The 14,074-nt window shown below is 42.6% G+C and carries 9 protein-coding genes and 1 tRNA gene; 7 read left to right on the top strand and 3 right to left on the bottom strand.

Annotation, left to right across the window (positions count from 1 at the left end; translation table 11 throughout):
• Positions 1–11 precede the first annotated feature (11 nt).
• From murA to HT728_RS02465, 4 genes are all read left to right on the top strand, one after another.
• Complete coding sequence (gene murA / locus HT728_RS02480) at positions 12–1,295, top strand: UDP-N-acetylglucosamine 1-carboxyvinyltransferase (RefSeq protein ID WP_057488227.1); 1,284 nt, start codon at positions 12–14, stop codon at positions 1,293–1,295.
• The gene (locus tag HT728_RS02475) at positions 1,282–1,476 is read left to right on the top strand and encodes a DNA-directed RNA polymerase subunit beta (RefSeq protein WP_050236587.1); all 195 of its coding nucleotides are present in this window, start codon (positions 1,282–1,284) and stop codon (positions 1,474–1,476) included. Before murA ends, HT728_RS02475 begins: the two co-directional genes overlap by 14 nt.
• Before the next feature lie 38 nt (positions 1,477–1,514).
• Positions 1,515–2,339, top strand: a complete 825-nt coding sequence (locus tag HT728_RS02470; protein ID WP_173212200.1) for a DNA/RNA non-specific endonuclease — start codon at positions 1,515–1,517, stop codon at positions 2,337–2,339.
• 154 nt (positions 2,340–2,493) lie between these two features.
• Positions 2,494–3,825 (top strand): hemolysin family protein, encoded by a 1,332-nt coding sequence (locus HT728_RS02465; protein ID WP_173233581.1) that lies wholly within the window; start codon positions 2,494–2,496, stop codon positions 3,823–3,825.
• Positions 3,826–4,071: 246 nt separating this feature from the next.
• On the opposite strand, the gene HT728_RS02460 is transcribed toward HT728_RS02465, so the two are convergent.
• A tRNA-Cys gene (locus tag HT728_RS02460) sits at positions 4,072–4,142 on the bottom strand.
• 413 nt (positions 4,143–4,555) lie between these two features.
• Here HT728_RS02460 and rpoB point away from each other — a divergent pair.
• The 3 genes from rpoB (at position 4,556) to ndk (ending at position 12,513) form a co-directional block, all read left to right on the top strand.
• Complete coding sequence (rpoB, locus tag HT728_RS02455; RefSeq protein WP_173233579.1) at positions 4,556–8,167, top strand: DNA-directed RNA polymerase subunit beta; 3,612 nt, start codon at positions 4,556–4,558, stop codon at positions 8,165–8,167.
• Positions 8,168–8,199: 32 nt separating this feature from the next.
• The gene (rpoC, locus tag HT728_RS02450; RefSeq protein ID WP_049487426.1) at positions 8,200–11,877 is read left to right on the top strand and encodes a DNA-directed RNA polymerase subunit beta'; all 3,678 of its coding nucleotides are present in this window, start codon (positions 8,200–8,202) and stop codon (positions 11,875–11,877) included.
• Between the two features lie 222 nt (positions 11,878–12,099).
• The gene (gene ndk, locus HT728_RS02445) at positions 12,100–12,513 is read left to right on the top strand and encodes a nucleoside-diphosphate kinase (protein WP_173233578.1); all 414 of its coding nucleotides are present in this window, start codon (positions 12,100–12,102) and stop codon (positions 12,511–12,513) included.
• 508 nt (positions 12,514–13,021) lie between these two features.
• Here the strand turns inward: ndk and HT728_RS10760 are convergent.
• Entirely contained in the window at positions 13,022–13,300 is a 279-nt protein-coding gene (locus tag HT728_RS10760; RefSeq protein WP_173233576.1) for a competence protein ComA, read from the bottom strand.
• A gap of 140 nt (positions 13,301–13,440) precedes the next feature.
• The gene (locus HT728_RS02435; RefSeq protein ID WP_000571433.1) at positions 13,441–14,073 is read right to left on the bottom strand and encodes an ABC transporter ATP-binding protein; all 633 of its coding nucleotides are present in this window, start codon (positions 14,071–14,073) and stop codon (positions 13,441–13,443) included.
• Position 14,074: the final 1 nt, after the last annotated feature.

Raw genomic sequence — 14,074 nt, 5'->3', positions numbered from 1 at the left:
AGGAAACGAGTATGGACAAAATTGTGGTTCAAGGTGGCGATAATCGTCTGGTAGGAAGTGTAACCATCGAAGGAGCAAAGAATGCAGTCTTGCCCTTGTTGGCAGCGACTATTCTAGCAAGTGAAGGAAAGACAGTCTTACAGAATGTACCGATCTTGTCGGATGTCTTTATTATGAATCAGGTAGTTGGTGGTTTGAATGCCAAGGTTGACTTTGATGAGGAAGCCCATCTTGTTGAGGTGGATGCTACTGGCGACATCACTGAGGAAGCCCCTTATAAGTATGTCAGCAAGATGCGCGCCTCCATCGTTGTATTAGGGCCAATCCTTGCCCGTGTAGGTCATGCCAAAGTATCCATGCCAGGTGGTTGTACGATTGGTAGTCGCCCTATCGATCTTCATTTGAAAGGTCTGGAAGCTATGGGGGCTAAGATTAGCCAGACTGCTGGTTATATCGAAGCCAAGGCTGATCGCTTACATGGTGCCCATATCTATATGGACTTTCCAAGTGTTGGTGCTACGCAGAACTTGATGATGGCAGCGACTCTGGCTGATGGGGTCACAGTGATTGAAAATGCTGCGCGTGAGCCTGAGATTGTCGACCTAGCCATTCTCCTCAATGAAATGGGAGCCAAGGTCAAAGGGGCTGGTACAGAGACTATTACCATTACTGGTGTTGAGAAACTTCATGGTACGACTCACAATATAGTCCAAGACCGTATCGAAGCAGGAACCTTTATGGTAGCTGCTGCCATGACTGGTGGTGATGTCTTGATTCGAGACGCTGTTTGGGAGCACAACCGTCCCTTGATTGCCAAATTGCTTGAAATGGGAGTGGAAGTGACAGAGGAGACTGAAGGAATTCGTGTTCGTTCTCAACTAGAAAATCTAAAAGCTGTTCATGTAAAAACCTTGCCCCACCCAGGATTTCCAACAGATATGCAGGCTCAATTTACAGCCTTGATGACAGTCGCAAAAGGCGAATCAACCATGGTGGAGACAGTTTTCGAAAATCGTTTCCAACACCTAGAAGAAATGCGACGCATGGGCTTGCACTCGGAAATTATCCGTGATACAGCTCGTATTGTTGGTGGACAGGCTTTGCAGGGAGCAGAAGTTCTTTCAACTGACCTTCGTGCCAGTGCAGCCTTGATTTTGACAGGTTTGGTAGCACAGGGAGAAACTGTGGTCGGTAAATTGGTTCACTTGGATAGAGGTTACTACCGATTCCATGAGAAGTTGGAGCAGCTAGGTGCTAAGATTCAGCGGATTGAGGCAAGTGATGAAGAAGAATAAGAAATCAAGCTACGTAATCAAGCGTTTACTTTTAGTTATTTTGGTACTGATTTTAGGGCTTCTAGCCCTAGGAATCGGCTTAATGGTCGGCTATGGAATCTTGGGCAAGGGTCAAGATCCATGGGCTATCTTGTCTCCAGCAAAATGGCAGGAATTGATTCATAAATTTACAGGAAATTAGGCTGGGAGACCAGCCTTTTTATAAAGATAAGGAGAAATATGAACAAAAAAACAAGACAGACACTGATTGGCTTGCTAGTGTTATTGCTCTTATCTGCGGGGAGCTATTATATTAAGCAGAATGAACTAGGCAATCAGGCTGCTAAGACAAAAATAAGTCAGAAAAGTCAATCACCAGACGCGCCTGGTCAAGAATTGGCGGAAAGTGTCTTAACAGATGCAGTCAAAAGCCAAATAAAAGGGAGTCTGGAGTGGAACGGGGCTGGTGCTTTTATCGTCAATGGTAATAAAACAAACCTAAATGCCAAGGTTTCAAGTAAGCCCTACGCTGATAATAAAACAAAGACAGTGGGCAAGGAAACTGTTCCAACCGTGGCTAATGCCCTCTTGTCTAAGGCCACTCGCCAGTACAAGAATCGTGAAGAAACTGGGAATGGTTCAACTTCTTGGACTCCTCCAGGTTGGCATCAGGTTAAGAATCTAAAGGGCTCTTATACCCATGCCGTTGATAGAGGGCACTTGTTAGGCTATGCCTTAATCGGTGGCTTGGATGGTTTTGATGCCTCAACAAGCAATCCCAAAAACATTGCTGTTCAAACAGCCTGGGCAAATCAGGCGCAAGCCGAGGATTCGACTGGTCAAAACTACTATGAAAGCAAGGTGCGTAAAGCCTTGGACCAAAACAAGCGTGTCCGTTACCGTGTAACCCTTTATTACGCTTCAAACGAGGATTTAGTTCCTTCAGCTTCACAGATTGAAGCCAAGTCTTCAGACGGAGAATTGGAATTCAATGTTCTAGTTCCCAATGTCCAAAAGGGACTTCAACTGGATTACCGAACTGGAGAAGTAACGGTAACTCAGTAAAAGATAAGATAAACTCCTATGTCACTTATGGATATAGGAGTTCTTTTTTGGACAATTTAAGTAGAACTAGAATAGACACTGAGAAAAAATAATATGTACTGAGTTAATTTTTGTGATATAATAAGTGACAAGATACTATTTTAGGAGAAGAACTATGGAAGACCCAAGTAGTCAGAATTTGTTGCTACAATTTGTTTTATTGTTTATCTTGACGGTATTAAATGCCTTTTTCTCAGCCACAGAAATGGCCATGGTTTCTCTTAATCGTGCCCGAGTTGAACAAAAGGCGGAAGAAGGAGACAGACGCTACATCCGCCTGCTGAAGGTACTAGAAAATCCTAACCACTTTTTATCAACCATTCAGGTAGGAATCACCCTGATTACAATCTTATCAGGGGCGAGTTTAGCTGATACTCTAGGCCGTGTGATTGCCTCTTGGATTGGAAATGGCGAAACAGCACAAGCCGTGGCAACTTTTCTATCCTTGGCATTTTTGACCTATATTTCCATCGTTTTTGGGGAATTATATCCTAAGAGAATCGCTCTTAATCTAAAGGATGCCTTGGCAATTCGTACAGCGCCGGTTATCATTGGGATCGGAAAACTAGTCAGTCCTTTTGTTTGGCTTTTAGCTGCTTCGACCAATTTCTTGAGCCATTTGACTCCTATGTCATTCGATGATGCGGATGAAAAGATGACCCGTGATGAAATTGCCTATATGCTGACAAATAGTGAAGAAACATTGGATGCTGATGAGATTGAGATGCTACAAGGTGTCTTTTCGCTCGATGAACTGATGGCACGAGAGGTTATGGTTCCTCGAACGGATGCCTTTATGGTGGATATTCAGGATGATAGTCAAGCCATTATCCAAAGTATTTTAAAACAAAATTATTCTCGTATCCCGGTTTATGATGGGGATAAGGACAATGTAATTGGAATCATTCACACCAAGAGTCTCCTTAAGGCTGGTTTTGTGGACGGTTTTGATAATATTGTTTGGAAGAAAATCTTACAAGATCCACTTTTTGTACCTGAAACTATTTTTGTGGATGACTTGCTAAAAGAATTGCGAAACACTCAAAGACAAATGGCAATCTTGCTGGATGAATACGGTGGGATGGCTGGTTTGGTAACCTTGGAAGACCTTTTAGAGGAAATTGTTGGTGAAATCGATGATGAAACGGACAAAGCAGCAATAGATGTTCATCAGATTGGCGAGGATACCTATATTGTTCAAGGAACTATGACCCTCAATGATTTCAATAATTACTTTGATGTTGAACTGGAAAGTGATGACGTTGATACCATCGCTGGTTATTATTTGACAGGAATTGGAACCATTCCAACGACTGAAAAACTCAGTTATGAATTAGTCAGCCAAAACAAACAGCTTATCCTAACCAATGATAAGGTGAAAAATGGACGTGTTACCAAGGTAAAAGTCCAAATTACAGAAGTCGAAATAGAAGAAGAAACAGAGTAAACTAGAGGCTTTTGTCACCAGGCGTGACGAAGCTTTTTTCAGTTTCAAAGGTTCTTTAATGACTTTATAGCAAAGAGCACGAGAGACTGGAGTCTATTTCGGTTAATTCATAGGGAAGTCGTATTCTGGGAAAACTCAGCCCCAAAATTTTTTCAAAATTATCCGTATTTATCAGAAGAAAAATAAAAAAAAGCCCTTTAAATTGGGCTTTCTGTTCATTTGAAACCTGATAAATCAAGTTATAGAAGGCGGTAGACGGATTTGAACCGACGATCAAGCTTTTGCAGAGCCGTGCCTTACCACTTGGCTATACCGCCTTAACGTTTCTTATTATACCTTGAAAATGATTTTCAGTCAATAGCTTTTTCAGTTTTTTGTACCATAGTGTGATTCGAATGTGATGCCAAGTTTTCTATGGGAAAAAATTACCAAAAAACTACAGAATCCTCTTGAAAAATCTAGCTAAATAGGATATAATGTAAATAATCATTTGTCGTAGGTTTTGTCTGAAATATTGTCCGGACAAGGCTCACAGCAGTTAAATCTTCTGAAAAAGTCAGATTTAGCTGCTCTTTTTGTGCTTTTTTTCAGGATTTTGAGTATTTGTAACAAAGACTTAAAGATTCTGAAAATTCGTCAAGAGGACACGGTGATAGGGGTTTTACAACCATATGACGATTAGAAAGCCTGATTGACAAGGCTTGGAACTTATTTACAAAGGAGAATCATCTTGGCAGGACATGACGTTCAATACGGGAAACATCGTACCCGTCGTAGTTTTTCAAGAATCAAAGAAGTTCTTGACTTACCAAATTTGATTGAAATTCAAACTGACTCATTCAAAGATTTCCTAGACCATGGTCTGAAGGAAGTGTTTGAAGATGTATTGCCAATTTCAAACTTCACAGACACAATGGAGTTGGAATTTGTTGGATATGAAATCAAGGAACCAAAATATACGCTAGAAGAAGCTCGTATCCACGATGCTAGCTACTCAGCACCAATTTTTGTAACTTTCCGCTTGATCAATAAAGAAACAGGCGAAATCAAAACTCAAGAAGTTTTCTTTGGTGATTTCCCAATCATGACAGAAATGGGTACTTTCATTATCAATGGTGGTGAACGTATCATCGTATCTCAGTTGGTGCGCTCACCAGGTGTTTACTTTAACGATAAAGTTGATAAAAACGGTAAAGTGGGCTACGGTTCAACGGTTATCCCTAACCGTGGAGCTTGGTTGGAACTTGAAAGTGACTCGAAAGACATCGCCTACACTCGTATCGACCGTACTCGTAAGATTCCATTTACAACCTTGGTTCGTGCGCTTGGTTTCTCAGGTGATGATGAAATCTTTGATATCTTTGGTGACAGCGAATTGGTTCGCAACACTGTTGAAAAAGATATCCACAAGAACCCAATGGATTCTCGTACAGACGAAGCCTTGAAAGAAATTTACGAACGTCTTCGTCCAGGTGAGCCTAAGACTGCTGAAAGCTCACGTAGCTTACTTGTAGCTCGTTTCTTTGATCCACGTCGCTATGACCTAGCAGCAGTTGGTCGTTACAAGATCAATAAAAAACTCAATGTTAAAACACGTTTGCTCAATCAAACAATTGCTGAGCCGTTGGTAGATCCTGAAACAGGAGAAATCTTGGTAGAAGCTGGAACTGTTATGACTCGTAGTGTGATTGAAAGCATTGAAAGCCATTTGGATGGTGACTTGAACAAGATTGTTTACATTCCGAATGATGCAGCGGTTGTGACTGAGCCAGTTGTTCTTCAAAAATTCAAGGTTGTTGCACCAACTGATCCAGACCGTGTTGTAACCATCATTGGTAATGCTAATCCAGATGACAAGGTTCGTATCGTCACTCCTGCTGATATCCTTGCTGAGATGAGTTACTTCCTCAACTTGGCTGAAGGACTTGGTCGTGTAGATGATATCGACCACCTTGGAAACCGTCGTATCCGTGCGGTTGGTGAATTGCTTGCTAACCAAGTACGTCTTGGACTTTCTCGTATGGAACGTAATGTCCGTGAACGTATGTCTGTTCAGGACAATGAAGTCTTGACACCACAACAAATCATCAATATCCGTCCTGTAACAGCTGCGGTGAAAGAATTCTTTGGTTCATCACAGTTGTCACAGTTCATGGACCAACACAACCCACTTTCTGAGTTGTCTCACAAACGCCGTTTGTCAGCCTTGGGACCTGGTGGTTTGACACGTGACCGTGCTGGATATGAAGTACGTGACGTGCACTACACTCACTACGGTCGTATGTGTCCAATCGAGACACCTGAAGGACCTAACATCGGTTTGATTAACAACTTGTCATCTTACGGACACTTGAACAAATATGGATTTGTTCAAACACCATACCGTAAGGTTGACCGTGAAACAGGCGTTGTTACAAACGAAATCGTTTGGTTGACAGCCGATGAAGAAGATGAATATACTGTAGCTCAGGCAAACTCTCGTCTGAATGAAGATGGAACCTTTGCTGAGAAGATTGTCATGGGACGTCACCAAGGGGTCAACCAAGAGTATCCAGCTAATGTTGTTGACTACATGGACGTATCACCAAAACAGGTAGTTGCCGTTGCGACAGCATGTATTCCTTTCTTGGAAAACGATGACTCCAACCGTGCCCTCATGGGAGCCAACATGCAACGTCAGGCTGTGCCATTGATCAATCCTCAGGCACCTTACGTTGGTACTGGTATGGAATACCAAGCAGCCCACGATTCAGGAGCTGCTGTGATTGCTCAGTATGATGGTAAAGTTACTTACGCAGATGCTGACAAGGTAGAAGTTCGTCGTGAAGATGGTTCATTGGACGTTTACCACATCCAAAAATTCCGTCGTTCAAACTCAGGTACCGCTTACAACCAACGTACGCTTGTTAAAGTTGGCGATGTCGTTGAAAAAGGCGATTTCATCGCTGACGGACCTTCTATGGAAAATGGAGAAATGGCGCTTGGACAAAACCCAATCGTTGCCTACATGACATGGGAAGGTTACAACTTCGAGGATGCCGTTATCATGAGCGAACGCTTGGTGAAAGACGATGTCTACACATCTGTTCACCTTGAAGAATACGAATCAGAAACACGCGATACAAAGCTTGGGCCTGAAGAAATTACTCGTGAAATTCCAAACGTTGGTGAAGATGCCCTTAAAGACCTTGACGAAATGGGTATTATCCGTATCGGTGCTGAGGTTAAAGAAGGTGATATCCTTGTAGGTAAAGTAACACCTAAGGGTGAGAAGGACCTTTCAGCTGAAGAACGTCTCTTGCACGCTATTTTCGGAGACAAGTCTCGTGAAGTGCGTGATACTTCTCTTCGTGTACCACACGGTGCCGATGGTGTCGTTCGTGATGTCAAGATCTTTACACGTGCAAATGGAGATGAGTTGCAATCAGGTGTTAACATGCTGGTTCGTGTCTACATCGCTCAAAAACGTAAGATCAAGGTCGGAGATAAGATGGCCGGACGTCACGGAAACAAAGGGGTTGTCTCTCGTATCGTTCCTGTAGAAGACATGCCTTATCTTCCAGACGGAACTCCAGTCGATATCATGTTGAACCCACTTGGGGTGCCATCACGTATGAATATCGGTCAGGTTATGGAGCTCCACCTTGGTATGGCTGCTCGTACTCTTGGTATTCACATCGCAACACCAGTCTTTGACGGAGCAAGTTCTGAAGACCTTTGGTCAACTGTTAAAGAAGCTGGTATGGATAGCGATGCCAAAACAATCCTTTACGATGGACGTACTGGGGAACCGTTTGATAACCGTGTTTCTGTCGGAGTCATGTACATGATCAAACTCCACCACATGGTTGACGATAAATTGCACGCGCGTTCAGTCGGACCTTACTCAACCGTTACCCAACAACCACTTGGAGGTAAAGCTCAGTTTGGTGGACAACGTTTCGGTGAGATGGAGGTTTGGGCTCTTGAAGCCTACGGTGCGTCAAATGTCCTTCAAGAAATCTTGACTTACAAGTCTGACGATATCAACGGACGTTTGAAAGCCTATGAAGCTATTACAAAAGGAAAACCAATTCCAAAACCAGGTGTTCCAGAATCCTTCCGAGTTCTTGTCAAAGAATTGCAATCTCTTGGTCTTGACATGCGTGTCCTAGACGAAGATGACCAAGAAGTGGAACTTCGCGACTTGGATGAAGGAATGGACGAAGATGTCATCCACGTAGATGACCTTGAAAAAGCCCGCGAAAAAGCAGCCCAAGAGGCTAAAGCAGCCTTTGAAGCTGAAGAAGCTGAAAAAGCAACAAAAGCGGAAGCAACAGAAGAAGCTGCTGAAGAAGAATAAGCAGTTCACTTAGAATAGAAAGGGAAGAAATAGTGGTTGATGTAAATCGTTTTAAAAGTATGCAAATCACCCTAGCTTCTCCAAGCAAAGTCCGTTCATGGTCTTATGGAGAAGTCAAAAAACCTGAAACAATCAATTACCGTACCTTGAAACCAGAACGCGAAGGACTCTTTGATGAAGTTATCTTTGGTCCTACAAAAGACTGGGAATGTGCTTGTGGTAAATATAAACGTATTCGTTATAGAGGGATTGTTTGTGACCGCTGTGGGGTTGAAGTAACGCGTACAAAAGTTCGTCGTGAGCGTATGGGGCACATTGAGTTGAAAGCTCCTGTATCTCACATCTGGTACTTCAAGGGAATTCCAAGCCGTATGGGCTTGACCCTTGATATGAGCCCCCGTGCCCTCGAGGAAGTTATCTACTTTGCGGCTTATGTGGTGATTGATCCTAAGGATACACCACTTGAACACAAGTCTATCATGACAGAGCGCGAATACCGTGAGCGCTTGCGTGAGTATGGTTATGGATCATTCGTTGCCAAGATGGGTGCCGAAGCCATCCAAGACCTTTTGAAACAAGTAGATCTTGAAAAAGAAATTGCTGAACTCAAAGAAGAGTTGAAAACAGCTACTGGACAAAAACGTGTCAAAGCCATCCGTCGTTTGGATGTTTTGGATGCCTTTTACAAGTCTGGAAACAAACCTGAATGGATGATTCTCAACATCCTTCCAGTTATTCCACCAGATCTTCGTCCAATGTTGCAGTTGGATGGTGGTCGTTTTGCCTCATCTGACTTGAACGACCTTTACCGCCGTGTTATCAACCGTAACAACCGTTTGGCTCGTTTGCTTGAGTTGAATGCACCAGGTATCATCGTTCAAAATGAGAAGCGTATGCTTCAAGAAGCGGTTGACGCTTTGATTGACAATGGTCGTCGTGGTCGTCCAATCACAGGACCAGGTAGCCGTCCGCTGAAATCATTGAGCCACATGCTTAAAGGTAAACAAGGACGCTTCCGTCAAAACTTGCTCGGTAAACGTGTTGACTTCTCAGGACGTTCCGTTATCGCTGTTGGTCCAACTCTTAAGATGTACCAATGTGGTGTGCCACGTGAAATGGCGATCGAACTCTTTAAACCATTCGTGATGCGTGAAATCGTTGCCCGTGATATCGTGCAAAACGTCAAAGCAGCTAAACGCTTGGTGGAACGTGGAGATGAACGTATCTGGGATATTCTTGAAGAAGTGATTAAAGAACACCCAGTGCTTTTGAACCGCGCACCGACCCTTCACCGTTTGGGTATCCAAGCCTTCGAGCCAGTCTTGATTGATGGTAAGGCCCTTCGCTTGCACCCACTTGTCTGTGAAGCCTACAATGCTGACTTTGACGGGGACCAAATGGCCATCCACGTACCGCTTTCAGAAGAAGCCCAAGCAGAAGCTCGTATCTTGATGTTGGCTGCTGAGCACATCTTGAACCCGAAAGATGGTAAACCAGTTGTTACTCCATCTCAGGACATGGTTTTGGGTAACTACTATTTGACCATGGAAGAAGCTGGTCGTGAAGGTGAAGGAATGGTCTTCAAAGACCGTGATGAAGCTGTGATGGCTTACCGCAATGGTTATGTTCACCTTCACTCACGTGTTGGTATCGCAACAGATAGCCTTAACAAACCATGGACAGAAGAGCAAAAACATAAAGTCTTGCTTACAACAGTTGGTAAAATCCTCTTCAACGACATCATGCCAGAGGGTCTACCATACTTGCAAGAACCAAACAATGCCAACTTGACAGAAGGCGTTCCAGCTAAATACTTCTTGCCACTTGGTGGAGATATCAAGGAAGCTATCAGCAATCTTGAACTTAACCCTCCATTCAAGAAGAAAAACCTTGGAAATATCATCGCTGAAATCTTCAAACGTTTCCGTACGACAGAAACTTCTGCCCTACTTGACCGTATGAAGAACCTCGGTTACCACCACTCAACTCTTGCAGGATTGACAGTGGGTATTGCCGATATCCCAGTTGTTGATGACAAGGCTGAAATCATTGAAGAATCACACAAACGTGTAGAACAAATCACCAAACAATTCCGTCGTGGTATGATCACAGACGACGAGCGTTACAATGCCGTTACAGCGGAATGGCGTGCTGCTCGTGAAAAACTAGAGAAACGCTTGATTGCCAACCAAGATCCTAAGAACCCAATCGTTATGATGATGGACTCAGGAGCCCGTGGTAACATCTCAAACTTCTCACAGCTTGCCGGTATGCGTGGTCTGATGGCTGCTCCGAACGGACGTATCATGGAATTGCCAATCCTTTCAAACTTCCGCGAAGGTTTGTCAGTACTCGAAATGTTCTTCTCAACTCACGGTGCCCGTAAAGGTATGACCGATACGGCCCTTAAGACAGCCGACTCAGGTTACTTGACTCGTCGTTTGGTTGACGTTGCCCAAGATGTTATCATCCGTGAGGACGACTGTGGAACTGACCGTGGTCTCTTGATCCGCTCTATCGCAGAAGGAAAAGAGATGATCGAGTCACTCGAAGAGCGTCTCAACGGTCGTTACACTAAGAAAACTGTTAAACATCCAGAAACTGGTGCAGTTATTATCGGTCCAAATGAGTTGATTACAGAAGACAAAGCGCGTGAAATTGTCAATGCTGGTGTGGAAGAAGTGACTATCCGCTCTGTATTTACATGTAACACTCGTCATGGTGTCTGCCGTCACTGTTACGGTATCAACTTGGCGACTGGTGATGCGGTTGAAGTTGGTGAAGCAGTTGGTACAATCGCTGCCCAATCTATCGGGGAACCTGGTACACAGCTTACAATGCGTACCTTCCACACGGGTGGGGTTGCCTCAAATACCGATATCACTCAGGGTCTTCCTCGTGTCCAAGAAATCTTTGAAGCCCGCAATCCTAAAGGGGAAGCGGTTATCACAGAGGTTAAAGGACAAGTTACCGCTATCGAAGAAGACGCTTCAACTCGTACTAAGAAAGTCTTTGTTAAGGGTGAAACTGGCGAAGGTGAGTACGTCGTTCCATTTACAGCTCGTATGCGTGTAGAAGTTGGAGACCAAGTAGCGCGTGGTGCCGCTCTTACAGAAGGTTCTATCCAACCAAAACGTCTCCTTGCAGTCCGTGATGTCTTGTCAGTTGAAACTTATCTTCTCGGTGAAGTACAAAAAGTTTACCGTAGCCAAGGGGTAGAAATCGGTGACAAACACATCGAGGTAATGGTTCGTCAAATGATCCGTAAAGTTCGTGTCATGGATCCAGGTGACACAGATCTTCTCATGGGTACCCTCATGGATATCAATGACTTTACAGATGCTAACAAAGATGTCCTTATCGCAGGTGGAGTTCCAGCGACAGGTCGCCCAGTCCTTATGGGAATTACCAAAGCCTCACTTGAAACAAATAGTTTCTTGTCAGCGGCTTCCTTCCAGGAAACAACTCGTGTCCTTACTGACGCGGCTATCCGTGGTAAGAAAGACCATCTCCTTGGACTTAAAGAAAATGTTATCATCGGTAAGATCATCCCAGCTGGTACTGGTATGGCCCGTTACCGTAACCTTGAACCACAAGCTATCAACGAAGAAGAATATCTTAATCCTCCAGTAGAGGAAGAAGGAAACGAAGAAACAACAGAAGTAGTTGTGGATACTGCCGTTGAAACTGTGGAAGAAACAGTAGAATAAAAGAGAATGAGAGAGCCTTCGGGTTCTCTTTCTCTTTTCTGAAAACTCTCTCCATTTTTCCATGAAATATGGTAAAATAATACTCAATGAAAATCAAAGAGCAAACTAGGAAACTAGCCGCAGGTTGCTCAAAACACTGTTTTGAGGTTGCAGATAGAGTTGACGTGGTTTGAAGAGATTTTCGAAGAGTATAAAAGAAAGAAGCTGACAAAGGAGACGGGTATGGAACAAACATTTTTTATCATTAAACCAGATGGTGTAAAAAGAGGGCTAGTGGGTGAAGTGTTGAAACGCATTGAACAACGTGGGTTTACAATCGAAAAATTGGAGTTGCGTACAAAGGTTTCAGAAGAGTTAATTGACCAGCACTATCAGGACTTGGTTGGCCAAAGTTTTTACCCACCGATTCGTGAATTCATGACTTCAGGCCCAGTTCTTGTGGGTGTCATTTCTGGTCCCAAAGTAATCGAAACTTGGCGGACTATGATGGGGGCAACTCGTCCAGAAGAAGCTTTACCAGGAACTATTCGAGGTGATTTTGCAAAAGCTTCTGGAGAAAATGAGGTTATCCAAAATGTTGTACATGGTTCAGATTCAGAAGAGTCAGCTAAGCGAGAAATTGCACTTTGGTTTTAAGAGTTGATTGATCAAAGAGATTGGTTAAAAGCTCATTTGAATATAAAGTATAGTCAATTAGTTTAAGACATGACGCATAATATCAAACTTTTTAGTCTTTGATATGATGCGTTTTTTTGATTATGTGACTATTAGTTCGTCTCGCTCCATTAGGTTCGAGACAAAAAAACCACCCGCTATGCGGGTGCGCGTTGAAGGTTATACCAAAAAACTCCAAACGCGATACAATAAAGGTGTTCAAGCCAATTGTAAAGCGAAAGGAGAAAAATATGGCACAAAAGGTTCTTTTGTCCTGTTCTTGTTTCAATTGACTATATTTCTATACTTTTTCTTCCTTTCTCTGTGAAAATTGCAAGTTTTTCCCACCTTTTCTCAATACTGAAACAACATCTTTCCAGAACTTCAATAATTTCTTTTTGTGTTAAATCATTATTTAACTAAATCTTTGGATGTAATACGTTTTCAAAGCTACTTTTTACCATAGGTTTTGAGCCTTCAACACAGATAACTAAGTCAAAAATGCTCTAAATTTTTGAAATTCTAACAAATCCCACTCAACTTTATCATCATCTTTGACTTTCACAATATCTTCCTCAAAATAACATGGAATAAAGATAGTTTTCTTTTGAAACGGTTGTAGGAGGAAAATCTCTCCTACACTATTATTGATTCTGAGAGAAAATTGCAAAATATCATCTACCAAACTTTCAATTATTAAGATTTTTTGCAGTTTATCTGAATTAGAATCGCAAGGCTTCTCAATAATATAATTGTCGAATTTTTTCATTCTAACTTCCTCTCCACTATTTCTTCCTTTATCAAGAAAAAGTTACCTCAATATCAATAAAATACAATTCTAAATTAACTCCAATTATTGATTCATGATAATATTTTAGTAACTCATCGTGCAATTAAAAACAAGGATTTTTATTTCAGACGATCCATCGTGAACACTTCATCAGCCATCTCCCAAATTGCCGGATTATGTGTTGCGATAATGATTAGCCTATTATCATCTCGAAGAGATAGCAAAATCTCCATAATCAACTGAGAGGTTGCTGGGTCTATTGAAGCTGTTGGCTCATCTGCCAGAATAAAGGGTGGATTCTTTAAGATAATTTTTGCCAAGGCAACCCGTTGCGATTCTCCGCCCGATAACTCAAAGATGCGCTTATCTAGGTCAAGATAAGCCAGGCCGACCTGTTCTAAAGCCTGCTTCTGCCTCAACCGCTGTTCCGACCGACTCAACTTTTGACCAATGAGACCTAGCTTAAGGTTTTCTTCAATACTTTGGTTTTCAATTAAGCCAAAGTTCTGGAAGAGGTAGCCCAATTCGTGACGGAAAAAATCACTCGATTTATAATTGGCCAAGTCTTTACCTCGGTAAAAAATCGTCCCATCATAAGATTCTAATTTTCCAATCATGTTCATCAAGGTTGTTTTTCCGCTACCACTTGAACCAATTAAGGCATAGACTTTTCCAGCCTCAAATGTCATTGAAAGATTCGAAAATAACTCTCGTTCTCCAAAAGATTTACTCACCTGTTTAAGTTCAATCATA

The sequence above is a fragment of the Streptococcus sp. 544 genome (assembly GCF_013277385.1).
Taxonomy (GTDB): Bacteria; Bacillota; Bacilli; order Lactobacillales; family Streptococcaceae; genus Streptococcus; species Streptococcus mitis_BA.
The sequence above is the reverse complement of the archived record's forward strand: the minus strand, read 5'-3'. Positions and strand labels throughout refer to the sequence as shown.

Bases quoted from the DNA above. Each gene is read 5' to 3' on its own strand.
- murA (WP_057488227.1), top strand. From the start codon at position 12: ATGGACAAAATTGTGGTTCAAGGTGGCGATAATCGTCTGGTAGGAAGT.
- HT728_RS02465 (WP_173233581.1), top strand. From the start codon at position 2,494: ATGGAAGACCCAAGTAGTCAGAATTTGTTGCTACAATTTGTTTTATTG.
- HT728_RS02470 (WP_173212200.1), top strand. From the start codon at position 1,515: ATGAACAAAAAAACAAGACAGACACTGATTGGCTTGCTAGTGTTATTG.
- HT728_RS02435 (WP_000571433.1), bottom strand. From the start codon at position 14,073: ATGATTGAACTTAAACAGGTGAGTAAATCTTTTGGAGAACGAGAGTTA.
- HT728_RS02475 (WP_050236587.1), top strand. From the start codon at position 1,282: ATGAAGAAGAATAAGAAATCAAGCTACGTAATCAAGCGTTTACTTTTA.
- ndk (WP_173233578.1), top strand. From the start codon at position 12,100: ATGGAACAAACATTTTTTATCATTAAACCAGATGGTGTAAAAAGAGGG.
- HT728_RS10760 (WP_173233576.1), bottom strand. From the start codon at position 13,300: ATGAAAAAATTCGACAATTATATTATTGAGAAGCCTTGCGATTCTAAT.